Annotated in this window: 21 protein-coding genes and 1 riboswitch; of the genes, 20 read left to right on the forward strand and 1 reads right to left on the reverse strand. The window is 60.8% G+C overall.

Annotation, left to right across the window (positions count from 1 at the left end):
* The first annotated feature begins 177 nt into the window (after positions 1–177).
* The 14 genes from ACFSKT_RS30795 to ACFSKT_RS30860 all read left to right on the forward strand — a co-directional run bounded on the left by ACFSKT_RS30795 (position 178) and on the right by ACFSKT_RS30860 (position 17,710).
* Positions 178–714, forward strand: a complete 537-nt coding sequence (locus tag ACFSKT_RS30795) for a YwhD family protein (RefSeq protein WP_377717535.1) — start codon at positions 178–180, stop codon at positions 712–714.
* 295 nt (positions 715–1,009) lie between these two features.
* The gene (locus ACFSKT_RS30800) at positions 1,010–3,244 is read left to right on the forward strand and encodes a methyl-accepting chemotaxis protein (protein WP_377717536.1); all 2,235 of its coding nucleotides are present in this window, start codon (positions 1,010–1,012) and stop codon (positions 3,242–3,244) included.
* 229 nt (positions 3,245–3,473) lie between these two features.
* Complete coding sequence (locus tag ACFSKT_RS30805) at positions 3,474–9,173, forward strand: carboxypeptidase regulatory-like domain-containing protein (RefSeq protein WP_377717537.1); 5,700 nt, start codon at positions 3,474–3,476, stop codon at positions 9,171–9,173.
* Between the two features lie 438 nt (positions 9,174–9,611).
* A riboswitch (cyclic di-GMP riboswitch) is annotated at positions 9,612–9,701 on the forward strand.
* 56 nt (positions 9,702–9,757) lie between these two features.
* Positions 9,758–10,132, forward strand: coding sequence for a DUF192 domain-containing protein (locus tag ACFSKT_RS30810; RefSeq protein WP_377717538.1), 375 nt, complete (start codon positions 9,758–9,760; stop codon positions 10,130–10,132).
* 52 nt (positions 10,133–10,184) lie between these two features.
* Positions 10,185–10,379: a Flp family type IVb pilin gene (locus ACFSKT_RS30815; protein ID WP_377717539.1), complete on the forward strand. Its 195-nt coding sequence runs from the start codon at positions 10,185–10,187 to the stop codon at positions 10,377–10,379.
* Between the two features lie 122 nt (positions 10,380–10,501).
* On the forward strand, positions 10,502–10,696 hold the full coding sequence (locus tag ACFSKT_RS30820; RefSeq protein ID WP_148933094.1) for a Flp family type IVb pilin: 195 nt from the start codon (positions 10,502–10,504) through the stop codon (positions 10,694–10,696).
* A gap of 84 nt (positions 10,697–10,780) precedes the next feature.
* A complete protein-coding gene (locus ACFSKT_RS30825; RefSeq protein ID WP_377717540.1) occupies positions 10,781–11,293 on the forward strand; it encodes an A24 family peptidase in 513 nt (170 codons plus the stop codon).
* Positions 11,290–11,670: a TadE/TadG family type IV pilus assembly protein gene (locus ACFSKT_RS30830; RefSeq protein ID WP_377717541.1), complete on the forward strand. Its 381-nt coding sequence runs from the start codon at positions 11,290–11,292 to the stop codon at positions 11,668–11,670. Before ACFSKT_RS30825 ends, ACFSKT_RS30830 begins: the two co-directional genes overlap by 4 nt.
* A gap of 10 nt (positions 11,671–11,680) precedes the next feature.
* Positions 11,681–12,598 carry a pilus assembly protein TadG-related protein gene (locus ACFSKT_RS30835; protein WP_377717542.1) on the forward strand — a complete coding sequence of 306 codons (918 nt, stop codon included), beginning with the start codon at positions 11,681–11,683 and terminating at the stop codon, positions 12,596–12,598.
* A gap of 43 nt (positions 12,599–12,641) precedes the next feature.
* A complete protein-coding gene (gene cpaB, locus ACFSKT_RS30840; RefSeq protein WP_377717543.1) occupies positions 12,642–13,394 on the forward strand; it encodes a Flp pilus assembly protein CpaB in 753 nt (250 codons plus the stop codon).
* A gap of 86 nt (positions 13,395–13,480) precedes the next feature.
* Positions 13,481–14,335 (forward strand): AAA family ATPase, encoded by an 855-nt coding sequence (locus ACFSKT_RS30845; protein ID WP_377717544.1) that lies wholly within the window; start codon positions 13,481–13,483, stop codon positions 14,333–14,335.
* Between the two features lie 37 nt (positions 14,336–14,372).
* Positions 14,373–15,809, forward strand: coding sequence for a CpaF family protein (locus tag ACFSKT_RS30850; protein ID WP_377717545.1), 1,437 nt, complete (start codon positions 14,373–14,375; stop codon positions 15,807–15,809).
* Positions 15,810–15,817: 8 nt separating this feature from the next.
* Positions 15,818–16,777 (forward strand): type II secretion system F family protein, encoded by a 960-nt coding sequence (locus tag ACFSKT_RS30855; protein WP_377717546.1) that lies wholly within the window; start codon positions 15,818–15,820, stop codon positions 16,775–16,777.
* A 3-nt stretch (positions 16,778–16,780) separates the two neighbouring features.
* A complete protein-coding gene (locus ACFSKT_RS30860; RefSeq protein WP_377717547.1) occupies positions 16,781–17,710 on the forward strand; it encodes a type II secretion system F family protein in 930 nt (309 codons plus the stop codon).
* Between the two features lie 144 nt (positions 17,711–17,854).
* Here the strand turns inward: ACFSKT_RS30860 and ACFSKT_RS30865 are convergent, their stop codons facing one another.
* A complete protein-coding gene (locus ACFSKT_RS30865) occupies positions 17,855–19,951 on the reverse strand; it encodes a transglycosylase domain-containing protein (protein WP_377717567.1) in 2,097 nt (698 codons plus the stop codon).
* 210 nt (positions 19,952–20,161) lie between these two features.
* Between ACFSKT_RS30865 and speE the strand changes: the two genes are divergently transcribed.
* The 6 genes from speE to argS all read left to right on the forward strand — a co-directional run bounded on the left by speE (position 20,162) and on the right by argS (position 25,669).
* On the forward strand, positions 20,162–20,989 hold the full coding sequence (speE, locus tag ACFSKT_RS30870) for a polyamine aminopropyltransferase (RefSeq protein ID WP_377717548.1): 828 nt from the start codon (positions 20,162–20,164) through the stop codon (positions 20,987–20,989).
* Between the two features lie 13 nt (positions 20,990–21,002).
* Complete coding sequence (speB, locus tag ACFSKT_RS30875; RefSeq protein WP_377717549.1) at positions 21,003–21,872, forward strand: agmatinase; 870 nt, start codon at positions 21,003–21,005, stop codon at positions 21,870–21,872.
* Positions 21,873–22,170: 298 nt separating this feature from the next.
* Complete coding sequence (locus ACFSKT_RS30880) at positions 22,171–22,431, forward strand: DUF7667 family protein (protein WP_377717550.1); 261 nt, start codon at positions 22,171–22,173, stop codon at positions 22,429–22,431.
* A 105-nt stretch (positions 22,432–22,536) separates the two neighbouring features.
* On the forward strand, positions 22,537–23,058 hold the full coding sequence (locus ACFSKT_RS30885; protein ID WP_377717551.1) for a DNA-deoxyinosine glycosylase: 522 nt from the start codon (positions 22,537–22,539) through the stop codon (positions 23,056–23,058).
* A gap of 386 nt (positions 23,059–23,444) precedes the next feature.
* On the forward strand, positions 23,445–23,915 hold the full coding sequence (locus tag ACFSKT_RS30890; RefSeq protein ID WP_377717552.1) for a YwiB family protein: 471 nt from the start codon (positions 23,445–23,447) through the stop codon (positions 23,913–23,915).
* Between the two features lie 74 nt (positions 23,916–23,989).
* Positions 23,990–25,669 (forward strand): arginine--tRNA ligase, encoded by a 1,680-nt coding sequence (gene argS, locus ACFSKT_RS30895; protein WP_377717553.1) that lies wholly within the window; start codon positions 23,990–23,992, stop codon positions 25,667–25,669.
* Positions 25,670–25,789: the final 120 nt, after the last annotated feature.

Raw genomic sequence — 25,789 nt, forward strand, 5'->3', positions numbered from 1 at the left:
GATTCCCTCCCGTTGACAAGCATCTAAGGCATGTATATGTTTGCTTTTCCAGGATTATTAGCTAAAATGGAATTAATGTGTGGACATGCGGGGCAAACCCGCGCCAATATTGGATTTAAGCAAGGTAGAGCCGCGCATTCGGAGCGCGGTTTTCAAAGGGAAGGGAGCCTGGAATAGATGTCTGAACAAGAGCAAGGCCAGCAGCCGGCGGCGGGGGAAGAAGCGCCGAAGAAGGAGAAGAAGCAGCTCGCGCTGAACGTCGTCAGCAACAAGGCGCACAAGGGCTTCGGCGCGGGCACGATCGACCTGAGCCAAGTGTCCTGCGTCATGATCGATAACGGAGAGGCTTATATAGATGTAGGCGCGATGCACGCCAAGAGCAAGATCGAACGCGGCATCAAGTTCACGCCGAACAAGGAAGACACGCCGAACGGACGCCTGTGCTACATTGTATGGGTCGCGGTCGACCGCAACGAGCACGGTTCGTACTACGCGGGCGCGACCGCTTGCCCGATGCTGATCGATACGGAAGCGAAGCGCGGATGGAAGATTCTCGCCGACCACGTGAATCGGCTGGACTACGCGATCAAGCGGCGCTACATGCTGGATGAGCTGACGGCCGACGAGAGGGCCGCGCTGAAAGGGCTGCTCGTCAGCCATAACGCGGAGTGGTGGGCGAATTCGCCGGACGTGCTGAAGGAAGCGTTGGCGTAGATTTATAAATAAGGAACGGGAGGAGAGCCTCTGGTGCCGACGCGGCATCAGAGGCTCTTTTTTAACGTTTCGGCAGGGCTGCCCCGCCGCCCAAATCCGTGCAACGCATGCACGATGGCAGCCGTTATTTGGTTAGGCAAGGAACAATCGGATAAGGAATGGTTTTCAAATCCTATTTTTAGTAGGAATGGGTCTAACTCACTAGGTCGAGAAGCGAAAATTCGTGTCAATTTTTGTTGATGCAAACGGTTTCCCCTATTAAACTAGTACTATAATCATCGAAGGGGGAGCTATCGTGAAAGTCTTCGCTCCGTTTGTATACATCATGAACCGATTGTCCTATGTTAAAAAGTTCCTTCTGATCGGACTGCTGGTCCTCATCCCTATCTCAATCCTGTCCGTCGATCTGTTCCGCACGCTGCAATCGTCGATCGAAGTGTCGAAGCAGGAACGCGACGGCGTCACGTATCTTGCGCCCGTGAAGACGCTCATGATGCAGATGCAGAAGAGCCGCACCATGGTTGATAACGGCAGCAAGCTGGCGGCCAGCCAAGTCGAGGCGATCAAAGCCGAGATGAAGCAGCGCATCGGGCTTGTCGACGCCATGGACGCCAAGTACGGCGAGGCATTCGGCACGAGCGCGCAGTGGAGCAGCTTCAAATCCGGTTGGGCGCTGCTGGAGCAGCAGTACGCGGATTTGACCGTAGACGAGAGCGTGGCTTGGCATATCAAACTGATTCAACAGCTGCTGGAGATGCAGGTCGATATCTCCGACGGCTCGAACATGACGATGGACCCGGAGCTCAGCTCCTTCTCGCTCGTCAACATGATCATTAACCGGCTTCCGTCGCTGATGGAGAACGAAGCGCTCGCGCGCGGACTCGGCCGTTCGATTCTGGCCGGAGAGCCGATGACACCGGACGCGCAGCTGAGTTTGGTCAAGCAAGCGGATGCCATAGACCGACTGGTGGACGAAATCGGCCACGACTGGAGTAACGCGATGGACGGCAGCGCGGACATCGGCTCCATGGAGAAGCGGGTCGGAAGCAGCACGGAGGCGGCGCAGCGACTTAGCGCCCTGGTCATGCAGGAAGTCCTTTCGGGCAAGAACAGCTTAGGTTCCTCCTCCTTCTTCGCCGACGGTACGAAGGCGGTCGACGAGGCGTCGGCATTGTACGACGAGGCGCTCGTCCTGCTTGGCAAGCTCATCGACAAGCGGATCGACCAGATGGAAGTCGAGCGCGACACGATGATCGCCATCGTCGGCGTGGTGCTGCTGCTGGTGCTCATCTTCTTTATCGCGTTCTACCTGAATGTGAAGCAAACCGTCAACCGTCTGGAGCAGGACAGCTCCCGCATGGCGCAGGGCGATCTGACCGTCCGCGTCCAGTTGAAGACCAAGGACGAATTGGCGCGCGTCGGCGAAGCGTTCAACCGCATGGCCGAATCGTTCGCGGACGTCCTTCGCCGCAACCAGAACATAGCCGAACAAGTGAGCGGCTCTTCCGCCCGAATGGAACGGACGGCGCATGATTCCGTTGGCGCGGCCAATCAGATCGCCGCCGTCATGCGGGAGATGGCGGGCGAAGCGGAGCATCAAGCCCAGAGCATGGAACAGAACGCGACGGCCATGACCGAGATGGCCGAAGGCATCAGCCGGATCGCCGTCACCTCCGCCGTCGTGAACGAAGCGGCAGCCGCCGTATCGAACGAAGCGAAGAACGGCCGCGATACGGTCGTGAAGGCGGCGGGACAGATGCATACGATCCGCGAAACGGCAGGCGCGACGGCCGAAGCGGTCGCCCAGCTGCGCAAGCAGTCCGAACAGATCGGCTCCATCGTCGATTTGATTACCGGGATCGCCAAGCAGACGAATTTGCTGGCGCTGAATGCCAATATCGAAGCGGCTCGCGCGGGCGTGCACGGCAAAGGGTTCTCCGTCGTCGCAAGCGAGGTCGGCAAGCTGGCCGACCAATCGAGACAGCTTGCTTCCAATATCGGCCAGCTGGTCGTGTCCATGCAGCAGTCGGCGGCCAACGCCGCGGCGCGGATGGAGCAGGGCGTGGCGGAGACGAGCGAAGGATTGGCGCTCATGGATGCCGTCAACGGCATGTTTGCCTCGATTTTGAACGAGGTCGAGCAGGTGGCTGCGCAGGTCGAGGAGATCTCGGCGGCTACGCAGCAAATGTCCGCGGGCACCGAGCAAGTCGCCGCGTCGGTGCATGAATCGCTTGGTTATGCCGGGCGGGCGGCCGAGAAGGCGCAGGAAGCGGCAGAGTCGGCGGGCGCGCAAGTTATCTCCATGGAAGAGGTGCTGAACGCTTCCGGCTCGCTGAGCGAGACGGCGATCGAGCTGCAACAGGCGCTCTTGAAGTTCAAGGTAACGGGCGAATCCGCGGCCGCCGCTGCGATCGAGCTGCCGAAGAAGAAAGCGAAGAGAGAGAAGAAGGCGAAACAACCGAAGGAACGCAGCGGGGCGAAGCGCAAGCTAGCGCTGCCGTGGAAGAAGAAGGGGAACAAAACGGAATAAACGGTGTTCCTTTCGGTAGGCCTTCTAAGTTATACACCCCCATACAGCTGGTTCAAGCGGCCTTCATCCTGCAATATGCGGGGTGAAGGCCGCTTTGTTTGATAGGGCCGCGGACGTCAGGATGAAGTCGGCCCAAAATCAGTCCAGTGGAGATATTTAACCGTTTCGGCCATTAGGTAATGGCGCATAGGATGTTGTGCATCCATTACTACCTATCGGGAGGGTTCCTGTGCTATTCCCCACTGACGCCCAATTTACCCCTGTATTGCTGAGCGGCAATATCGTGCTGTTCGATCCGCCTGGCGACCAGTCTCCTGCAAGTACGGACATCGTCGGAAACGCGCAGTTTCCGGCAGCCTATTACTCCTACGACGGGACCAACGTGTTTTTTAGGCTGCGGCTGAACGCCGACCCGCGTACGAGAACCGGCGGCTTCGACAATTTCGCCTGGGGACTGTTATTCGATACCGACGGTGTGCCGGGCACCTACGAGTGGCTGCTCGCGGTCAATGGCCTCAATACACAGGTCAACCTCATTCAGAACGTCATCAAGGAGTTTAATTCCTTCAACGACCCGGCGGAAGGTCTGGGTGGGGGTACGCCCAACTACAGCCGCCCGATTATCAACTACGATATCGCCCGCGTGCGAGCGACCGGCGACGGCTCCAATTTCGGAGGAAATCCGGATTTTTTCCTGGATTTCTTTATCGGCGCAGCGACGCTGTTTCAATTCTTGGGCATTACCGATTCATCGCAGATCCGGTTGTTTTTCTTTACCTCGGCGAACAATAATAACTATAACAAGGACTCGCTGCTCAACAACGGCTTTACGTTCGCGCAGGCGTTCACCCCGCCGGTGACGATCGAGTCGTCCGACGTGCGCGCCGAGCTCGCGATCGCCAAGACGACAATCTCCGGTCCCGCACAGACCATTACCGGCGAAATATCCACCTACACGCAGTCGATTCAAGTCAGCAATACCGGCAAAAGCACGGCGACCACGGTATTCATGACCGACGTGATCGGCTTCGATCAAGTATCGTCCGTCCAAATCACCGGCGTCAGTATCGGCCAAGCGACCTATGATCCATCGACGCAGACGATCAGCTACAATATCGGCAACTTGCCCGCAGGGCAAACCGCGACGCTGACTGTCACCTTCAGCGGGCAGTTCACGAGCACGAGCGGCGGGACGCGAACGCTGAATACGGCGTTGGTCGACGGGATCGACAGCTTCACGGGCAACCGGATTCCGACGGCCACCGCCGTCGCGTCGGCGACGGTCGTGCAGACCGGCGGTATCGCGGGGCGGGTGTTGGATCAATCGACGGGGCTGCCGCTGCCCGGTGCTGTCATCACGCTGCAAACGCAAGAGGGCGCGACTGTCTCGGTAACATCCGCAGATGCCGGGGGTTCGTACGGGTTTGCGAATATCGCATCCGGCCCCTATGTCCTCCTCACGACGCGCGCCGACTATGCGATAAGCTCGCAGCCGGTCTTCGTTTCGCCAGCTTCAGTGACAACGGCAGACATCTTGCTTCAACCGCTGCCTGCCGCGCTGCAAGGGACGGTATCGACCGGGGGCGTTCCGATTGCCGGGGCGACGGTTACGGTACAAGACGCCTTTAATGTGGTCGTTACGCAGGCGACGACGGATCCGGCCGGAAACTATGCGATAAGCGGGCTGCTGCCCGGTAACTATACGGTGGTCATCGCGGCGAACGCGTTCCAATCGGCGATGACCGGCGTCAATCTGACTCCGGCGGAGACGGAAACGGTCAATATCTCGCTATCCCCGAACCCGGCCTTGGTCACCGGAACCGTTCTCGGCGCCGACGGCAGCCCGATCCCCGGCGCCAATGTGGATATCGTGGACCCGTTCGGGCAGCTGGTGACAACGACGACGACAGATGCGGCAGGCAACTATGCATTCAACAATTTGGCCCCTGGCAGTTATAGGGTTCGAGCAAGCGCGCCGAACTTCTCGGCGGCGCAGGTTGGCGTCACGTTGGCCGCGGGCGAAGCAAGCGTCGTGAACCTGATCCTGCAGCCGGAGCCGGGCGTGCTGACCGGTATCGTCCATACCGCGGCGGACACGCCGCTTGCCGGCACGAGCATCCGCGTCGTAACGAACGAAGGCATTACGATCGCGACGGCCTTTACGGATAGCGCCGGCGCGTTTACGATCCCGAGCTTGCCGCCGAACTCCTATACGGTGAACTTCGGTCAGCAAGGCTTCGCCAGTCAGACGCAGGGCGCAATCGTCCTCTCCAATCAGACGACCGTTCTGGACGTGACCCTGTTCATGCTCGCCGGCACGCTGAACGGCATCGTGACGGATGCGGGCCAAGTGCCGCAGCCGGGCGCGGTCATCAACGTCTTCCAGAACAATGTGATCGTGGCGACAACGACCGCCGGCGCGAACGGCGTCTACCAAGTGGCAGGTCTGGCGCCCAATCTGTATACCGTGACGGCGGAAGTGCCCGGCTTTAGCACGCTGCTGCTCGGCGCCGTCATTGAACCGTTCGAGACGACGACGCTGAACTTCGCGCTGCAGCCGAGTCCGGGCGGGATCGGCGGTACGGTAACGGGAACGGACGGTTCGCCGATTGCCGGCGCGGCCGTTATCGTCCGGCAAGACAGCGCCGCCGGCCCGATCGTGGCCCGGACGGTGACGGACAGCGCGGGACGGTATACGATCGACAATCTTGATCCGGGCAATTATGTACTGACCGCTTCGGCCGAGGATTTCCAGACTTCCGTCAGCGGAGCGATCGTGCAGCCGAATGCGACCGCTGCCGCCGATTTCGTGCTGGCGCCTTCGCCTGGGACGATCAGCGGCGTCGTCGTTGAACTTGCGACCGGCGCGCCAATCCCCAACGCGTTCATTGAAGTTCGGCTTCTTCGCGCCAACGGGATTGCAGTCGCGACCGGGTTTACGGACGCAAGCGGCAATTTCGCCGTCGACTCGCTGCCGCCGGGGAGCTACACCGTCATTGCGACGGCCGCAGGCTTTCAGACCAATGGGGCAACCGTCATGCTCGAAGCGGCCGAGACGGAGAACGCGAGTATCGCGCTGCTGCCGAATCCGGGCTTCGTCGCGGGCACCGTTTTCAATACGGCCACGGGACTGCCGCTTGCCGGCGCGACGGTGCGCATCGCGGATGCGAACGGATTTTTGTACGATCTCGTCGTGACGGACAGCGGCGGGGCGTATACTGTCCGGGGCTTGCCGCCCGGCAACTATATCGTGAGCGCTTTTGCGGACGGTTTTCAGGGCCAGATCATCGGCGCGATCGTCCAGTCGGACACCACCTCGCCGGTTAACCTCGGTCTTCTGCCGAATCCGGGCGCCATAACCGGAACGGTATCGCCGTCGTCCGCGGGGACGCTGGTGCAGCTGCTTGATGCGAATAACGTGTTCATTCTATCCGTTGTCACGACGGCCGAAGGCAGCTACCTATTCGATAACCTCGCGCCAGGCAACTACTTGATTCGCGCAACGGCGGCGAATTATTCGACGGAAACGGTCGGCGCCACCGTATTCTCCGGGCAGACATCGAACGCGCTGATCAGCCTGACGCCCAATCCGGGCATGGTCAGCGGACGGGTGACCGATGCCGGCGGCAATCCGATTAATACGGCCGAGGTGAAAGTGTTCGATGCGAATAACGTGCTGCTCGGCGTCGTCCTTGCCGGCCTGAACGGGGAGTATGCCATCGGCAACCTTCCGGCAGGCAATCTAACCGTCGTGGTTAGCGCGCCGGGCTTTGCCACCGCGGTCGGCGGCGTCGGCGTTACGCCGGGCGAGAATGTCGCGGGGTTGGACTTCCGGCTTCAGCAGCTGGTCGGCAGCATCTCGGGACAAATTACGAGCGCCCAGACCCGGCAGCCTGTACCGGGAGCGACGATCGAGGTTCGAATTCTAGACGAACTGGGCGTGCCGGTGGCAACGGTGGCGACCAGTCCTTTCGGGAACTATCTGGTGGAGAATCTCGCGCCGGGCAGCTATACCGTCATCGTGAGCGCGGAGGGCTTCGCCGTCTCCGCGATCGGCGTCATCGTGACCGCCAATCAGACGACGAGCGCCAGTCTCGCGCTTAGCCCGCTGGCGGGCGAGATTGCCGGCGTCGTGAACGCGGGGGGCGCCATTCTGCCAGGCGGCGACGTTAGTTTGAGGCTCTATACGGAGGATGGCGTGCTGCTGCAGACCCTCCTGGCGAACGTCGACGGGTCGTACCGTTTCTTTCAAGTCGCGCCGGGCAACTACATCGTCAACGCGACTGCCGACGGCTTTGTCGCCCAATCGCAGCAGGTGCCGGTTGCCGCGAGCCAAACGGCGACCGCCAACTTCAATCTTCAATCGCAGCCGGCCGTGCTGAGCGGGATCGTGCGAAGCGAAGCGACCGGAGCCGCCCTAGGCGGCAGCACGGTTATTGTGCGCGATTTGAACGATCTGGTTGTGGCGACGGGGATTGCCGATGAGAACGGCGCTTTCGCACTTGATAATCTGCCGGCCGGCACCTTCGTCGCCGCCGTATCCGCAGCCGGGTTCGGAACCGGCGCATCGGTCGTCAACTTGAACCGCGGCCAGTCGACGAGCGCCGTGCTGCAGTTGGTCCCGAATCCGGGATCGCTGGCCGGCTACGTCACCGATCTGGACACGAGCGCTGCCGTGGAAGGAGCCGTCGTGACGGTCAGGAGAGATGATACGGATGCCGTCGTGGCTACCGCGCTGACGGATAATCGCGGCGCGTATCTCATTCAAGATTTGGGGGCGGGTCGCTATACCGTAACGGCAGAGGCTTCTGGCTTCTTCACGCAGATTCTGTCCGAGGCAGTCGCGCCGGATCTACAGACGCCGCTCAGTTTCGTGCTTTCCCGCAATCCCGCGACCATCCAGGGGAATGTGGCGAACGCCGCGACCGGGCAGCCGATCGCGGGCGCCGCAATCGAGATTCGGCTGTTCAATACGTTCGGCGAGGCGGTGGCCTCCTCCCTGACGGACGCGCAAGGCAACTATACGATTAATCGGGTACCGGCCTCCAACTATACCGTCATTGCGAGTCAGCCCAATTTTGGGACGGAGGAAACGTCGGCGCACGTCGGACCGGGTCAGACGACTACGTTGAATTTTGCGCTCACGCCGAATCCCGCTTCCCTGTCCGGCACGATCGTCCAGCAATCGAACGGCTTGCCGATTGCCGGCGCGACAATCGACGTTATCGACGCGTTCACGGGCATCGTGGTGCGCAGCGGTCTCTCGGACGCCCGAGGCGTTTACCTTATCGGCGGTTTGCGGGCCGACGACTACATCGTGCGGACGTCGCAATCCGGTTTTCAAAGCGAGTCGAACGCAATAACGCTTCAACCGGGAAGCGCGCGCGTGTTGAATGTCAGCCTTCGCGCCAACCCGACGACCATCGTCGGCGCCGTGACGAACACGGCGCAGAATGTGATGAACGGGGCAGTCGTACAGGTGCTGAACGCCAATAATGAAGTACTCGCCGTGACGGTAACCAACCCGGAAGGCCGATTCGCGGTGAGCGGATTGCCGAGCGAGACGCTCGTCATTACGACAAGCTCGCTCATGCTTGGATCGGCTGTCGTGGTGTTCGATCCGCGTATGGGCGGGGAAGTTCGCATCAGCATGCCCGAGGAGATGGGCGACTTGCGCGGCACGGTGCGCGACGAGAGGCTGCGCCCGCTCTATAAAGCGCTCGTGGAAGTATTCGACCGGAATCGGCGGCTCGTACGCGCGGTCATTACGAACACGGCCGGTCAGTATTACATCGGCAATCTGGCTGCCGGTATCTACGATGTGCAGTTCACCTATCCGGACAAACGTCCGCTCACGAAAAGCGCCCTTATTTTCAATGGTCAAGTGACAGTATTGGACGCGATTTTGCAAGACGATGACGAGGAATAGCCGGCTGAGCCCGGAACCAGATCAAGGGGTGTCCCGCAGCCGTCCGCAGGTGACGGGGGGCGCCCTTTTTCCGTGAAAATATCACATGCTCTGCTTCATAAACGCTTTAATTAATCGCCGCTATTTACGCATGACATTCATGCGGCGGCAGCGCATCTAACAGCCAGGAGAACAGACCTTTGGTCGCATGAATAATCGGATCACGTTGATTGGTTAATGTTACCTAGTTCCTTTAGGGTTGTTTCATTGTCTGATAGGGAGAAAAGAATCATTACTAATCAACATTTAGTCTATTAAGACTACTATTTCGAGGGAATTTGGACCTTATCCGGATAATCTAAAAATAGGGGATTTTGTCGGATTACGGAGTATAGGACCTCGGGGTAAGATGTGATCAAGATATCGGAACGGCGAACAAGCAAGACGAACTTCGCTGGATCTCGATAAAGGCAAAACCGGCGAAAGCCGGCGACGCAAAGCTACAGGGGCTAAGCCGCGGAAGACGCGGGATGCCAGCCAGCTGCCGAAAGATGCAGGGGAGTTCTTTTTTCGAACCCTCCTTTCGGGCCTAAAGGTGGGCTATTTTGCATACGCAAAAGGAGGTGGCGACCCGGATGAAGCTGGTCATTCGGGAGAGCGGGGAACGGCTTGGCGACCAAATTGAATGCGCTTACACGTTTTGGCGGAGACTGCGAGGCCTCGTAGGAAGGCAATCTCTCCCAAGCGGCAGCGGCCTTCATATTCAGCCGTGCAAGTCAGTCCACATGTTCTTTATGAACTACGACCTGGACGTGCTTCATCTGGACAAGGCAGGCGTCGTCGTCGGCATGGAGCATCGGCTCCGGCCGGGGAGGGTCGGTGCGGCGTTCGCGGGAACCCGCTCCGTCGTGGAGCTTCCGGCAGGCACGTTGGCAGCCGCGAAGGTCGAGCTGGGACAGACCGCGATTTTGGAACCTTAACGAGCAGTAAACTGAATTTTGATCGACACCACAAATTTAGGAGGCTAACAACATGATGAACAGCATTCGCCGCTTCTGGAACGACGAGCAAGGCCAAGGGATGACGGAGTACGGATTGGTTCTAGGTCTGATCGCGGTCGCGGTCGTCACGGCGCTGATCGCGCTGCGCGGCCACATTATCGACCTGTTCGACAATGCGGAAGACACGATTAACACGGGCGTTACGGAGATGGGCGGCACGCCTTAATTTTTGGTCGATCCTTGGTACGATCGGATATAGGATGACAAGCAGACGGACGAAGAAAGCACGGAAGCCGTTGTTTTGAACCGCAACCACGAGACAACAACCATTCTTAGGAGGCTAACAACATGATGAACAGCATTCGCCGCTTCTGGAACGATGAGCAAGGTCAAGGGATGACGGAGTACGGATTGGTGCTCGGGCTAATCGCGGTGGCGGTCGTGACGGCGCTCATCACACTGCGCGGTCATATTATCGACCTGTTCGACAACGCGGAGGATACGGTCAACACCGGCGTGACGGAAATGGGCGGAACGCCTTAAGCTTCCTTGCCTAAGGGCCGTGCGTCAACTAGTGGCGTGCGGCCTTTCCTTTTGGACGAAACCAGTTGAGAGGTGGACGCGAAGATGTGGGCAAACGCGATTATGCTGCTCGTGCTGGCGCTATGCGTCGTCACCGATGTGCGCAGCCGCAAAATTTATAACAACGTCATCGCTCCGGCGCTGGTGCTGGCGGTCGTATATCATGCCGCGACGGACGGCTGGAGCGGATTGCTTCATATGCTGATCGGGCTTGGCGCGGGGTTCGCGATTCTGCTCATCCCTTATCTTCTCGGCGGCATGGGAGCGGGCGACGTCAAGCTGCTTGCGCTCGTCGGGGCGTTGAAAGGAGCGGGCTTCGTGATGGCCGCATCGGTCTACATGGCGCTGTTCGGGGCTGTCATGGCGCTTGCGATCGTGTTGTTCAAGAACGGTTTTCGGGCGCGAATCCGTTACATGCAGTACGTTTTGGTATGCATCCGGTACCGGCTGAAGCTGCCGCTGCAAGGACACTTCGTCTCCGGCACGTACCCATACGGGGTGGCGATCGCGGCCGGATGCGTACTCGGTTTTATGATGGAAGGATGGGGAGCGGGATGATACGGGACGAGCGCGGCCAGTCGCTAGTCGAGTTTGCGCTTTTGCTGCCGCTGCTGATGCTGCTTCTATGCGGAATCGCGGACTTGGGCAGGCTGCTCTTCGCTTACTCCAGTTTGCAAATGACCGTGCAGGAGACGGCTCGCCTCGGCGGACTGGGCAGAAGCGACGGCGACATGACGGCCTATGCCAAAGCACATCTTCGGGTAGGGGACCCGGCAAGCATGACGGTGACGATTACGCCGAGTCAGTCTACCCGGGCATCCGGGGAGAACGTGACGGTGACGCTGCGCTATTCGCTTCCGCTGATGACGCCCGTCATGACGCGGGTCATTCCGGCCCCGGTTCTTTCAGCCCATTCCACCATTCGGGTGGAGTAGGAGGTTCACGATGAAAACGGATTTTGGCGCTTTTATAAAGGAAGAACGCGGCAGCACGATCGTCTGGGCCGGCTTATCGATGATGTTTTTGCTCACGATTGCCGGGCTTGTCGTGGATGGCGGGATCATGTACGCGACGAAGAGTCATTTGCAGAAAACCGCCAATGCAGCCGCGTTGTCGGGCGCGCAGGAACTAACCGGACAGGTTGGAGCCGCGGAGGCGGTGATCGGATCGATTCTGGCCGCGCACGGGGAACAGAGCAGCTTGACCGGCACCGAGATCGCGCCGATGTCCACGGTGCGCGTGAAGTTGGAGAAGAAGATCGGACTCGGCTTCGCCAGACTGCTCGGCAAAGATACCGCAACCGTCTCGGCGGAAGCGGCGGCGCGGATTGCGCCGATGGGCAGGGCCGCCGGCGTAGCGCCGCTCGGCATCGATGAATCGATTCCGCTGGAGTACTTGAAGCCGTACAAGCTCAAGGTGGACAACTCCGGGGTGGAAGCGGGCTACTTCGGCATTCTGGCGCTCGGCGGGCCGGGCGCAACGACGTACGAGAGCAATCTGAAGTTCGGGTATCCGAGCGAGATCGAAGCGGGCGATATCATTGACACCCAGACCGGGAACGTGGCGGGCAAGACGCGCGACAGCATCAATTTGCGCATCGACCAGGACCCGTATCCGGTCGGGGAGTATTGGCATCGGGACTCTTCCCGAGTCATATTGATTCCGGTTTACAAGCCACATGAATTTTCGTCGAATCAACTGAAATCGATCGAGGTTCGAGGATTCGCGTATTTCTACATTCTCGAACCGATGTCGAGCAAGGATACGTCCATCACGGGCATGTTCATTGAGCGGGCCGGTACCGGTTATGCCGCGCCGGACATCGCGAGTAAAGGCGCTTACGCGATTCGGTTGATTGAATAGCGTTACAGGACATCAAGATGACAGCGGAGGACGGGGGACGCGCATGAGATCGAAAATCATATTAGTGGCCGCAGTCCTGATGGGCTTGGCGACGACGGCGCTTTTCTTTACTTATATGAAGAAAGTGGACGAGCGGGCGGAGTCGGGCAAAGCGATGATTCGCGTGTTGGCGGCAAAGCAGGCGTTGGCGGAGAATACCCAGTTGTCCGGCGGCATGCTGCAGCTCGTCGAGGTGCCGGCTACGGCCATCAACGGGACGGCGCTGCGGGATCCGGCGGCGGCCGCGGGCAAAGTGACGGCGTCGGCGCTGGTGCCGGGCGAGGTGATCCTCCCCCACCATCTGCAGGACCGGCAGGATGAAGCGCTGGTGGTGTCCAAGAAAATTCGGGAGGGCTACCGGGCGGCGGCCGTCGGGGTAAACCTGGTCCAATCCGTCTCGAACCTCATCGAGCCCGGCGACTACGTAGACGTGGTGTATACCGTTCAGGAGAAGGCGGCCCAGACGATGAAATCGACGCTGCTGCTGGAGAACGTGCGCGTACTGGCCATCGGCAGACGCATGGTGGAAGCAAGGTCGGATACGCCTTACGTGGAGTACGCCACCGTCACGCTGGAAGTGAAGCCGGCTGATGGCGTCAAAGTGGTCCATGCGGACGAAGCGGGCACGGTGAGCTTGATGCTGCGCGGCAGCGTAGCGGTCGGGCCGAAGGCGCCGGCAGGCGTGGCGGGGAAGACGACGGATGCCAAATCCGGCACGACGGTCGGCAAGCCCGCGGGAAGCAATAGCAAATCATAGCGTCAACAAGGAACCGAACCGCGGCAGACGGATGACGTTGCCAGCGTCGAACGAGAGCGGAAATCGGGCAGAGGAGGATGGTCGAGATGAACCAAGCGGATCGCGGCGTCGGAGAGCGCGGCATGGCCGGGGCATCGGAGGGGAAGCGCGGCGAGATGATCGTCGTCTGCAGCGCCAAGGGAGGAATCGGGCGGACCGTGCTGGCGGTCAATTTGGCCGTCGCCCTGACGAAGAAGAATATCCAGATCGGCATGCTGGACGCGAGCTTCCAGTTTGGCGACGTGGCGCTTGCGCTCGACCTTCACCCCACCTTCACCATTCAAGATGCCATCGGCAATCTGGAGCAGCTGGACCGCCATGCGCTGGCAGGCTATCTCATCCACCATCATTCGGGCGTCAAGGTGCTGGCCGCGCCGGAGCGGCCGGAGTTGGCGGATCTCGTAACGGCGGAGGCGATCGACCGGGTGAGCGACCTATTATTGGCCCATCATGATTACGTCATCGTGGATACGGGGGCCGGGCTGCAGGAGCGGACGCTGCAGCTGGTCGAGAAGGCAGACCATGTGTTCATGCTGACGACGCTCGAGATGACGGCGGTCAAGAATACGAAGCTGATGCTGGAGACGCTCGAGGTGCTCGGTCTTCGGGAGAAGACGCAGCTGATCGTGAACCGCTCGACGATGGAGAGCGTGCTGAAGGCGGCGGACGTGCCGGAAATTCTCGGCATGGAGAGCGCGACCTACATCCCGAACGACTTTCAACTGGCTGCGCAGTCGCTCAATATCGGCATTCCGTTCGTGCTGAACCAAGCGAAGTCGGAGCTGGCCAAGACGGTGTTCAAGATGGCGGAGCAACTTATCTCGCGGCGGGAAATCTCGACGTTCAAGCCGAAGCAGAGCTCCTTCTTCCAGCAGCTGTTCGGCAAGGCGGCCAAAGCGTAGCGGGTCGAAATACACAGGCGAGAGGATGGACGGAATCATGAGCTTACTCGATAAAATCCAAGCCAAAGCCGCGGCCGCCGGAGCGGACCCGGCAGAGACCGGAGCAGGCGCTGCCCCTACCCCGGACCCGGCTGCCGCAGGCAGGGCGCCGAGGAAGGACCTGTTGGCGACCTTCCGGCAGATCCGGGGGACCGATCCGCGTCCGAAGGAGGCGCAGGCGTCGATCTCGAAGCACCAGGAGCTGAAGAACAAGCTGCATAAGCAGGTGCTGAACGACCTGAAGGACGAGGATGTCGAGGCGGTCATTCCGAAGATCGACGCCATGGCCATCGAGATTATCATGGAGGACGAGTCGCTGCGGGGCAAGGTCGACCGCAAGAAGGTCGTGGAGGAGCTGCTGCACGATTTGACCGGCTTCGGGCCGATCAACCCGCTGCTGCTTGATCCGGACATCAGCGAAGTCATGGTGAACGGCCCTAACCAGGTGTACGTGGAGCGCAATGGCAAAATCGAGCTGTCCTACGTGCAGTTCCGCGACGACGAGCACGTGATGAATATTATCGATAAAATCGTCTCGCCGATCGGCCGCCGCGTCGACGAGAGTAGTCCCATGGTGGACGCCCGGCTGCCGGACGGCTCGCGCGTGAACGTCATTATCCCGCCGTTATCGCTCAAGGGCCCGACCATCACGATCCGCAAATTTTCGAAGGACCCCTTTACGATCGAGAATTTAATCGATTTCGGCACCATTACGCGGGATATGGCGATTTTCTTGGAGGCGTGCGTCAAAGCGCGGCTGAACATGTTCGTCAGCGGCGGCACCGGCTCCGGCAAGACGACGACGCTCAACGTGCTCTCGGGCTTCATTCCGAGCGACGAGCGGATCGTGACGATCGAGGACGCGGCCGAGCTGCAGCTGTGGCAGGAGCACGTCGTGTCGCTGGAATCGCGCCCGCCCAACATCGAGGGCAAGGGGGCCGTCACCATTCGCGATCTGGTGCGCAACTCGCTGCGGATGCGTCCGGAGCGGATCGTCATCGGCGAGGTGCGCGGCGGGGAAGCGCTCGACATGCTGCAGGCGATGAATACCGGCCACGACGGCTCCCTGGCGACGGGCCACTCGAACAGCCCGCGCGATATGATCGCTCGTCTAGAGACGATGGTGCTGATGGCGGGCATCGAGCTGCCGGTGAAGGCCATTCGGGAGCAGATCGCGGGCGCGATCGACATTATCATCCAGCAGTCGAGACTGAAGGACGGCTCCCGCAAAATTACCAACATTACCGAAGTGCAGGGGATGGAGGGCGATGTCATCGTGCTCCAGGATATTTTCTCCTTCCGTCAGACCGGCGTGGACGAGCGGGGCAAGATCGTCGGCAAGCTGGCGCCGACGGGTGTCCGGCCGAAATTTTACGAGCGGCTGGAGAGCTCGGGCATGCATATTCCGGCATCCGTATTTATTGAAGAGGAGTGAGTGGGCATATGGCGGTCATCCTCACGGCGATGGTGTTCGCGACCAGTCTGCTGATGTTCGTCGCCGCGCTGCAGCTGCTGCAGACGGACAAGCGGATGGAGAACCGGCTGCGGCATTATCTGGTGCTGCACGATAAGAAGCCGCTCGGGCGCCGGAAGTTCGGCCTGCTCGTCCAGCTGCAGCTGTCCAAGCAAGCGGTGCGCGAGCGAGTGCTGACCAAGAAGAAGAGCCAGCGGTTGGAAGAGCGGTTAAGCCTGGCCGGGATCGCGATGAAGCCGGAAGAGTATATCCTGTTCCAATGGTTGAGCATCGCGCTCGGCGGCGGTCTTTTGTACTTGCTGACCGGGCAGCTTGCGCTAGTGATCGTCGGCGCCGCCGCCGGCTTCATGCTCCCGGGCTGGATGGTGAACCGGCTTCGCCGCAAGCGGCTGGCCGCCTTCAACGACAGCCTGCTCGACATGCTCACCACCGTCATCGGATCGCTTCGTGCAGGCTTCAGCTTCGTGCAGGCGCTCAAGACGGTGGTGGAAGAGTCGACGGGGCCGATGCGCGAGGAAGCGGATATCGTGCTGAAGGAGATGCAGTATGGGGCGACGGTCGAGGATGCCCTGAGCAACTGGCGCGAGCGCATGCCGAGCGAGGATCTTGACCTGCTGGTCCAGGCGATTCTCATCCAGCGTCAAATCGGCGGCAATCTAGCCGTCATTCTGGAGACGATCGTGCAGACGCTTCGGGACCGAGGTCGCATTCAGCGGCAAGTAACGACGCTGACCGCGCAGGGCCGGCTTTCGGGTATGGTCATCGGCTTGCTGCCGCTCGTGCTCGGCGTGCTGCTTTATCTGATCGAGCCCGACTACATCGGCACGCTGTTCCGGCATCCGATCGGCATGGGGCTGTTGGCCGGCGGCGGCGTGTCGGGAACGATCGGCTTTATGCTTATTCGAAAAATGACCCGGATCGAGGTGTAACCGATGCTGTATGCGGCGTTCTGCTTGACGGTTACGTTGGTGGTCTACGGTTTGTATGTCCTGCGGGAGGAGCGGAGCAGCCGGCTCAAGCGCAGGCTGGCCCAGGTCAGCGGGACGCTGGAGGAGAAACCGCGCGAGCCGGAGCCTTCCTCCGCGCCCGGCGAGGAGCGTTCCTTGGTGAGCCGGCTGCTGAAGCCGGGCTTGCGGATGATGCGGCGCGCCTTCAGCCGGCGATTGGAGGAGCGCAAGGAAGCCAGCATCGAGCTGGCGCTGCTGCAGGCGGGCCGGCCGTTCCAGATGAATCCCGTCGATTACCGGCTGCTGCAAATCGCGACGGGGGTGCTGCTGCCGTGCGCGGCGGGCGGCTACGGGTATTTGCTTGGATTGGCGGCGGGCGGCTGGCTGATGATGGCTTTCGCCGGTCTGGGCCTTGCGCTTGTCCTGCCCGGCTATTATTTGCGATTGAAGGCCAAAGCACGGGCCAAGCTAGCGCTTCGCGAACTCCCGGACGTGCTCGACCTGCTGACGGTCAGCCTGGAGGCCGGCCTCGGGTTCGATTCCGCGCTGCATAAGCTGGTCGCCCGCAAGGAAGGCGTCCTCGCCGGCGAGTTTCGGCGCTGCCTGGAGGAGATCCGCCTGGGCAAGACGCGCCGCGAGGCGCTGGCAGGCGTGAGGGATCGGCTGCCGCTCGAGGAGCTGCGCGTGCTGATCAGCAGCATCCTGCAGGCGGAGAAGCTCGGCATCGGCATGGTGACGGTGCTTCGCGTGCAATCCCAGGAGGTGAGAGATCGCCGCAAGCAGCGCGCCGAGGAGGAGGCCATGAAGGCGCCGATCAAGATGCTGTTCCCGCTCGTGCTTTTCATTTTCCCGAGCCTCTTCATCGTTCTGCTCGGTCCCGCGGTCATTCAGTTCATCGAGACGTTCTCGAAGTAGGCAGCGCGTTGAGCGACTCGAGGGACGGTAGTCTCCTCCGCCATAAACCGCAAATAGAGCCTCTAACCCGCGTCAAACGCTGGTTAGAGGCTCTTTCCTATTGCCAATTGAACGGCCATGTGGGCACAGGGCCGCCGTCTACGGTCAGTCCGTCCACCACCGCTTCAGCTGCGACCACCACGATTTGGACGTCTCCTTGACCGCGTCCTCGCCGCCGGATGCGGCTTGATCGCCGTGCGCCCCGCAGAACTCCGCCGGTTCGGTGCCGGTGACGAACGTCTCCAGCCGTCGGTCCGGACAGCCTTTGCCGGCCAGCTTGCCGGTCTTCGGATCGACGTACACGGTGGAGACGCCGCCGGGCACGGGGAAGATTTTCGGCGGCACGGCGGCCAGCGCATGCTCGGTATAGTTCGCGAAGATCGGCGCGGCGCGGTGCGCCTCGGTCGGCGTTAGTTTCCGATCCTTGTCGTAGCCGACCCAGACCGCCGTGACCAGCTCGGGCGTGTAGCCGACGAGCCAGGCGTCGGTCGCCGTCGTGCCGGTCTTGCCCGCGACAGGCCGCTTGAGCAGGGCCGCGACCCGGCTGCCGGTGCCGCCCGTCTCGAACACGCTCTCCATCAAGCTCGTCAGCACGTACGCGTGCGCGGGATCGACGACTTGGCTGTGCACCGGCTTGGCTTCGTACAGCACTTCGCCTTTGCTATCCTCGATACGCAGTATCGCGGTCGGCTCGACGCGCTGGCCAGCATTGGCGAATACACCGAAGGCGGATGCCATCTCGAACGGGCTGACCGGGAACGTGCCGAGCGCGAGCGATGGCACCGGCTGCAGGTTGGCCGTAATGCCGAGGCGACGGGCCATGTCGATGACGTTGTCGGCCCCGACGGACATGATCGTGTTCACCGCATAGATGTTGTCCGAGCTCGCGATCGCCTGCCGCATGTCGATATAATCCTCGGCGTATTTGTCGTTGTAATTGTGCGGCGCGTACGTCTTCCGGCCCTCGTCGTAGGTGAAGATCGTCGGCTCGCTTTTGTACCGGGAGACCGGCGTCATCCCGCCCTGCTGCAGAGCGGTCAGGTAGAGAATCGGCTTGAAGGACGAGCCGGGCTGCCGCGTCTTCGCGAGCGCGCGGTTGAACTGGTTCGTCTTGTAGTTCCGTCCGCCGACCATCGCTTTGATGTACCCGGTTCGCGGATCGATCGACACGAGCGCGGCCTGCTGCTGCGACGAGGTCGGAATTCCCTTGGCGACCGCGTCTTCCGCGGCAAGCTGGGCTTCCTCGTCGAGCGTCGTGTAGATGCGCAGGCCGCCCTCGCTGAACATCCGCTCGTTGATGCCGAGCTGGTCGACGGCGACGCTGCGGACATAGTCGCGGAAGTACGGCGCGGTGCCGTCCTGCTGGCCGCCGCCCAGCGGCTGGAATGCGAGCAGCTCCTGGCCCGCCGCGTCCGCTTCTTCCCGGGTAATATAGCCTTGCGCGGCCATCGTCCCGAGAATCGTGCGCTGTCGGTCCTTGGCATTCTTCATATCATTATAAGGGGAATAATACTTGGGCCCCTTCGGAATGCCGGCGAGCATGGCGCTCTCCGCCAGCGTCAGCTCGGAGGCATGCTTGCCGAAGTATAGGCGCGCCGCGGCCTCGACCCCGTAAGCGCCGTGCCCATAGTAGATTTGGTTCAGATACAGGCCGAGAATCTCGTTCTTGGTGTAGTTCATCTCGAGCTGAACGGTGTACATCGCCTCTTTGATTTTGCGGTTCCATGTCCGCTCGTGCGTGAGGTAAAGATTCCGCGCCAGCTGCTGAGTAATCGTGCTGGCGCCTTGTTTGGTCTCCATATGCTCCAGATTGACGACGGCCGCCCGGGCCAGCCCCTTCACGTCGAAGCCGAGATGGTCGTAGAACCGCTGGTCTTCGATCGCGAGCGTGGCGTCGATCAAGTGGCGCGAGACGGCCTTGAGCGGCACGGATTGCCGGTTCTCGCCCGTATGGAACGTATCGATGACGTTGCCTTGCAGGTCGAGCATCTGGGACGTTTGCGTGATCGAAGCGGCCGGGAGCGTCTGATGGCGCAAATAATAAAGGAAGCCGAAGGCGAAAAGGAGCAGCGCCAGCGTGCAGCATCCGGCGACGAAGCCCGCCTTGCGAAGGCGGCGGATTAGCGGCATCCACCGTTCGGCGCGCACGCGCCAAGGCGTGCCGCGTTTGCGCGGCGCCGAATTGGAAGCGGGTTTGGTCATGATGGCATCCCTCACGTTCGCATCTCTTTTTCCTTAGTATGGAAAACGTGCGGGACGCCTATTCACCCCCTTAGGAGCGAAAATGTTTTTTTTGCGCAGGGGGGACGCGAAAGGTTGATTTTTCCCCCGGAAGCACTATAATACAGTGTGAACCATCGACCTAACGAATAATAGGAATCCAACATACAAGAAAGAAGGGACCTAACAGCCATGGAATTGTGGTATACCGAGAAACAAACCGACAGCTACGGCATTACGGCCAAAATTAAAGAAACGTACGTGAGCGAACAGACCGATTTTCAAAAGCTCGACATGATCGAGACCGAAGAATTCGGCACGATGCTCGTACTGGACGGCATGGTCATGACGACCGACAAGGACGAGTTCGTCTATCATGAAATGGTTGCCCATCCTGCGCTGTATACCCACCCGAATCCGAAGCACGTGCTCGTCGTCGGCGGCGGCGACGGCGGCGTTATTCGCGAAGTGCTGAAGCACCCTTCGGTGGAGAAAGCGGTCCTCGTCGAGATCGACGGCAAAGTCATCGAATACTCGAAGCAATACCTGCCGAACATCGCGGGCGAGCTGGACAACCCGCGCGTGGAAGTCATCGTCAACGACGGCTTCATGCACATCCACGACCACAAGAACACGTACGACGTGATCATGGTCGACTCCACCGAGCCGGTCGGCCCGGCGGTCAACCTGTTCACGCGCGGCTTCTACCAAGGCATCTACGACGCCCTGAAGGAAGACGGCATTTTCGTCGCGCAGACGGACAACCCTTGGTTCAAGTCCGACCTCATCTCGAGCGTTAACCGCGACGTGAAGGAAGTATTCCCGATCGTGCGCGTATACTGGGCGAATGTGCCGACGTACCCAAGCGGTCTGTGGACGTTCACGCTCGGCAGCAAGAAGCACGATCCGCTCGCGGTGGACGAGTCGTCCATCCCGGAGATCGACACCAAATACTACTCCCCTCGTCTGCACAAAGCGGCATTCGTTCTGCCGAAGTTTGTGGAAGACTTGGTGAAATAGAGAGGACCCAACCATGCGTCTGGATCAAAAATACTCCGGTAACGTCTTTATCCTGAGCTCCGACGATTACGCCGCTTCCAAAGCGGTCATCTACGGCATGCCGATGGACTTTACCGTCTCGTTCCGTCCGGGTTCGCGCTTCGGCCCGGCCCGCATTCGCGAAGTGTCGATCGGCCTGGAAGAATACAGCCCGTATCTCGACCGCAGCCTCGAAGACATCGACTACTTCGACGCCGGCGATCTGCTGCTGCCATTCGGCAACGCGCAGCGTTCGCTCGACATCATCGGCGAATTCGTGAGCGGCGTGCTGGCCGATGGCAAAATGCCGGTCGGTCTCGGCGGCGAGCATCTCGTCTCCTGGCCGATTTTCCAAGAGGTGTACAAGAAGTACCCGGATCTGGCGATCATTCACTTCGACGCCCACGCCGACCTGCGCGAGAGCTACGAAGGCGAGCCGCTGTCCCACTCCACGCCGCTGCGCAAAGCCGCGAGCCTGATGGGCGGCAAGAACATCTACCAGTTCGGCATCCGTTCCGGCTCCCGCGAAGAGTGGCAGTACGCGCGCGAGAACATCAACTTCCATCCGTATGAGGTGCTCGAGCCGCTGAAGAAGGTACTCCCTGAGCTGGCGGGTCGTCCGGTTTACCTGACGATCGACATCGACGTCCTGGACCCGTCCGCGGCGCCAGGCACGGGCACGGCGGAAGCGGGCGGCATTACGAGCAAGGAATTGCTCGAGGCGGTCCACGCGATCGCGAAGTCCGGCGTGAACGTCGTCGGCTGCGACCTCGTCGAGGTTGCGCCGGCCTATGACCACTCGGAGATGACGCAGATCGTCGCATCCAAAGTCATCCGCGAGATGCTGCTCGGCTTTATTAAGTAAATCGCGTTCGGGCGCAGCGCCCCGCGTCCGACCGGCTCGTCTTCGCATCTTGATGCGAGGGCGGGCCGGTTTGTTTTGGGGAAGACCGCGCGTGATAGAGTTTCCGCGTTGGCTGTTCATCTACCGTCTACCATTCCGATTTTCCCGAGTAGGTTCGCTTGCGTAATCCGCCCTCGCCGGAGCTGTCGCGCCGCGGCAAAACTTTCGGCGCTCCCTGCCTATGAAACGTGATGGTTTTGGCCATACTGGCTACTAGAGAAGCTAACATTCACGTAAGGCGAAAAGGGAGCGTGGGACAATGGGCATTTTACCGGTGCATGAACGTTTGGCGGAATTGTACATCCTGCGGACGAAGCGGAAGCTGTCGGACCAAGAGTCGGCCGATTTCGAGCATTGCTTGGCCGCCAACGCCGTCTATTGCAGGCAGTTGGCCAACTTGTACAACCTATCGCTGGTTGCATCCATGACGGACGACGCGGAGTGGCAGCACGAGATTTGCGCGCGCATCGAGAAAATGAACGGCCAGCCGCCGGCCTCTCGCCGGACGGAGGAGGCATAAGGCGCAGGCGTACCGGGCTTGCGTGACTGGCTTCGCTGGGCCCTGGGCAAGACGCCGGGTTCGCCGGAGCCATATCTTTGCTGGCCGCAATAAGGGGCGAGAGCCATGCGTAAACATTCATTTCCGCCCGTGATCGACGAGCGAGCACGGGTGCTGATTATGGGGAGCTTGCCCGGGGATGCTTCCCTGCAGGTGAAGGAGTATTACGGCAATCCCCGCAACTACTTTTGGACGGTCGTCTACGCGCTGTTCGGCGACGGGGCTTTGCCGGATCCGGATTATGACGATCGGCTGGCTTTTGCGGCCCGGCACCGGCTGGCGTTATGGGACGTCATTGCCGCAGGCGAGCGGGAAGGCAGCTTGGATGCGAAGATTAAAGGCGAGACGCCTAACGCGATTCCGGAGCTGCTCGCGGCATATCCGGGCATTCGCTGCCTCGTCTTTAACGGCAGCAAAGCGCATGATACCTTCATGAAGCATTTTCGCCATCATCCCTGCACGGAAGGGCGCGTTTTGCTGAAGCTGCCGTCCACGAGTCCGATCCCGACGCCCCAGATGCGCGGGGCCGCCGACCGCATCGCAGCATGGCGGCCGATCGTCGACCTTGCGCGCGGCGCGTCGTTCTGATCATGCCGCCCCTTGCTTTTTTCGGCGGGGGACGACTATAATAGAACCAAATTCAGCGACAATGATCGGGAGAGTACGCTAGCGAGAAGCCGTTTTAGCGAGCCGGGGTGGTGGGAGCCGGTACGGAAGCGCAGCCGGAAGCGCACCCGGGAGTCGGTTTCCTGAAGCGAGAGGCCGCAGGCGCTCGCCGGTAGGGAGACCCGGTACAGGCCGTTATTCTGTCAAGTGGAACGCCGCCCGGCGATTGCGGGCCGACGCGGGTTTCAGAAGAGTGGTACCACGGACAGCCTTCCGTCTCTTTCGGAGACGGGGGCTTTTTTGTTTGACCTGAAGGAAACGCGTGGGGCACGGCCTATTGCGCATTGGAGGGGGACGGTTTGGCGTCTATGAACGATAAAGCAAGCATTCGGATCACGCTCGAGAGCGACGTGGACGGCGAGAAGCAGGCGCATCAGCTCACCGGCGAGTGGTACCGGAAAGACAGGACGGTCTACATCCGCTATGAGGAGCGGGACGAGACATACGGCGAAGTGCGCACGACCGTCAGATGGAGGGAAGGCGAGCTGCGGCTGACCCGGCACGGCGGCATTGAGGCCGAACAGAGCTTCGCGGCCGGCCAGCGGCTGCCGGGCCGCTACAAGTCCGAGCACGCGACGTTCCCGCTTGAGACGGAGACGCTGCTGCTCTGGATGCAGACCGGCGACGAGAGCAGCACGGGCACGGCGGACAATTTGCCAAGACCTTCGCTGCCGCTGTTCCTCGAGTGGCGATATACGCTATGGGTCGGCGGAGAATCGGTCGGACAGTTCCGCATTCGCCTGCTGGCCGAGGCCGAGGAATCGGCGGGCACGCCGTAGGAAGCGCGAACGCAGGCACACAGGGAATCCACGACCGGGGCGACACGCCCAACATATATAAAGGAGATGTTCGAATGACCACCAACGTACTGGAACAACTGCATGCCCAAGTAAGAGAAGCCATCGCCGACGCGGTCGTCACGGCGGGACTGGCAAGCCGGGAAGAACTGCCGGTATTCGCGATCGAAGTGCCGAAGGAGAAGGCGCACGGGGACCTTGCGACGAACGCCGCTATGCAGCTGACCAAGCTGGCGAAGAAGAACCCGCGCCAGATCGCCGAAGCGATCGTGGCGAACCTCGATACGGCGAAAGCGTCGATTCAGTCCGCCGAAATCGCGGGACCGGGCTTTATTAACTTCCGCTTGGATCGCAGTTACCTGCATCCGGTCATCGCGGACGTGCTGGATCAAGGCGACGGCTACGGCCGCGTAAGCGCCGGCGGCGGTCAGCGTGTGCAGGTCGAGTTCGTCAGCGCCAACCCGACGGGCAGCCTGCACCTTGGCCACGCGCGCGGTGCGGCCGTCGGCGACGCGCTGTGCAACGTCCTCGACTTCGCGGGCTATGAGGTCACGCGCGAATACTACATCAACGATGCCGGCAACCAGGTCGCGAACCTGGCGCTGTCCATCGAAGCGCGCTACAAGCAAGCGCTCGGCCAAGACGCCGAGATGCCGGCGGACGGCTATCACGGCGAGGACATCGTCGGTTTCGCGAAGGAGCTGGCCGAGCAGGAAGGCGACCGTCTGCTGTCGCTGCCGGAAGACGAGCGCTACGCGTTCTTCCGCCAGTACGGCTTAGAGCGGGAGCTGGACAAAATCAAGCGCGACCTGGGACGCTTCCGCGTGGGCTTCGATAGCTGGTACAGCGAGACGTCGCTCTATGAGACCAACCAAGTCGTGCAGGCGCTCGAGGCGCTGCGCGAGCGCGGCCAGGTGTTCGAGGAAGGCGGCGCGACGTGGCTGAACACGACGGCGTACGGCGACGACAAGAACCGCGTGCTCGTGAAGAACGACGGCTCGTACACGTACTTGACGCCGGACGTCGCGTACCACCGCGACAAGTATGCCCGCGGCTACGACCGGATGATCAATATCTGGGGCGCCGATCACCACGGCTACATTCCCCGCATGAAGGCGGCGATGGAAGCGCTCGGCAACGATCCGAAGAAGCTGGTCGTCTTGATCGCGCAGATGGTCAGCTTGTTCCAGAACGGCGAGAAGGTGAAGATGTCCAAGCGCACAGGCAAAGCCGTCACGATGGAAGACTTGATGGACGAAGTCGGCGTCGACGCGATCCGCTACTTCTTTACGATGCGCAGCATGGACTCGCACCTGGATTTCGATATGGATCTGGCTATTTCGACGTCCAACGAGAACCCGGTGTTCTATGTGCAGTACGCCCACGCGCGTATCTGCAGCGTATTCCGTCAAGCCGAAGAGCAGGGCATCTCGCTGGCCGCGCTGGCCGAAGTCGATCTTGCTAAGCTGTCGACCGAGCACGAATACGATCTGCTTCGCAAAATGGGCGAGCTGCCGCAAGAGATCGCCGAAGCGGCGGAGCAATACGCCCCGCACCGCCTCGTGCGCTACGTCTACGAGCTGGCGGCGCTGTTCCACAGTTACTACCGCGCGGAGCGCGTCATCACGGAAGACGCCGCGCAGACGCAGGCGCGCCTCGCGCTGCTGTCGGCCGTCCGCACCGTGCTGGCCAACGTACTGCGCCTGATCGGCGTATCCGCGCCGGAGCGCATGTAGGAGCGGCCCGTCCGTCGAGACGCCAAAAGCAAGAACCCGGGAACAGGCGCGGCTTTGCCGCGTTCGCTTCCGGGTTCTTGCTTATTTCCGAACGATGCTATTTCGCTGTATCCGCGCATT

Origin of the sequence: Paenibacillus xanthanilyticus (genome assembly GCF_042682185.1) — a bacterium.
Lineage (GTDB): Bacteria > Bacillota > Bacilli > Paenibacillales > Paenibacillaceae > Paenibacillus_Z > Paenibacillus_Z xanthanilyticus.

Excerpts from the sequence above, each read along its gene's own strand:
- ACFSKT_RS30795 (WP_377717535.1), top strand. The coding sequence starts at position 178 with ATGTCTGAACAAGAGCAAGGCCAGCAGCCGGCGGCGGGGGAAGAAGCG.
- ACFSKT_RS30815 (WP_377717539.1), top strand. The coding sequence starts at position 10,185 with ATGATGAACAGCATTCGCCGCTTCTGGAACGACGAGCAAGGCCAAGGG.
- ACFSKT_RS30820 (WP_148933094.1), top strand. The coding sequence starts at position 10,502 with ATGATGAACAGCATTCGCCGCTTCTGGAACGATGAGCAAGGTCAAGGG.
- ACFSKT_RS30825 (WP_377717540.1), top strand. The coding sequence starts at position 10,781 with ATGTGGGCAAACGCGATTATGCTGCTCGTGCTGGCGCTATGCGTCGTC.
- ACFSKT_RS30830 (WP_377717541.1), top strand. The coding sequence starts at position 11,290 with ATGATACGGGACGAGCGCGGCCAGTCGCTAGTCGAGTTTGCGCTTTTG.
- ACFSKT_RS30835 (WP_377717542.1), top strand. The coding sequence starts at position 11,681 with ATGAAAACGGATTTTGGCGCTTTTATAAAGGAAGAACGCGGCAGCACG.
- cpaB (WP_377717543.1), top strand. The coding sequence starts at position 12,642 with ATGAGATCGAAAATCATATTAGTGGCCGCAGTCCTGATGGGCTTGGCG.
- ACFSKT_RS30845 (WP_377717544.1), top strand. The coding sequence starts at position 13,481 with ATGAACCAAGCGGATCGCGGCGTCGGAGAGCGCGGCATGGCCGGGGCA.
- ACFSKT_RS30850 (WP_377717545.1), top strand. The coding sequence starts at position 14,373 with ATGAGCTTACTCGATAAAATCCAAGCCAAAGCCGCGGCCGCCGGAGCG.
- ACFSKT_RS30855 (WP_377717546.1), top strand. The coding sequence starts at position 15,818 with ATGGCGGTCATCCTCACGGCGATGGTGTTCGCGACCAGTCTGCTGATG.
- ACFSKT_RS30860 (WP_377717547.1), top strand. The coding sequence starts at position 16,781 with ATGCTGTATGCGGCGTTCTGCTTGACGGTTACGTTGGTGGTCTACGGT.
- ACFSKT_RS30865 (WP_377717567.1), bottom strand. The coding sequence starts at position 19,951 with ATGACCAAACCCGCTTCCAATTCGGCGCCGCGCAAACGCGGCACGCCT.
- speE (WP_377717548.1), top strand. The coding sequence starts at position 20,162 with ATGGAATTGTGGTATACCGAGAAACAAACCGACAGCTACGGCATTACG.
- speB (WP_377717549.1), top strand. The coding sequence starts at position 21,003 with ATGCGTCTGGATCAAAAATACTCCGGTAACGTCTTTATCCTGAGCTCC.
- ACFSKT_RS30880 (WP_377717550.1), top strand. The coding sequence starts at position 22,171 with ATGGGCATTTTACCGGTGCATGAACGTTTGGCGGAATTGTACATCCTG.
- ACFSKT_RS30885 (WP_377717551.1), top strand. The coding sequence starts at position 22,537 with ATGCGTAAACATTCATTTCCGCCCGTGATCGACGAGCGAGCACGGGTG.
- ACFSKT_RS30890 (WP_377717552.1), top strand. The coding sequence starts at position 23,445 with ATGAACGATAAAGCAAGCATTCGGATCACGCTCGAGAGCGACGTGGAC.
- argS (WP_377717553.1), top strand. The coding sequence starts at position 23,990 with ATGACCACCAACGTACTGGAACAACTGCATGCCCAAGTAAGAGAAGCC.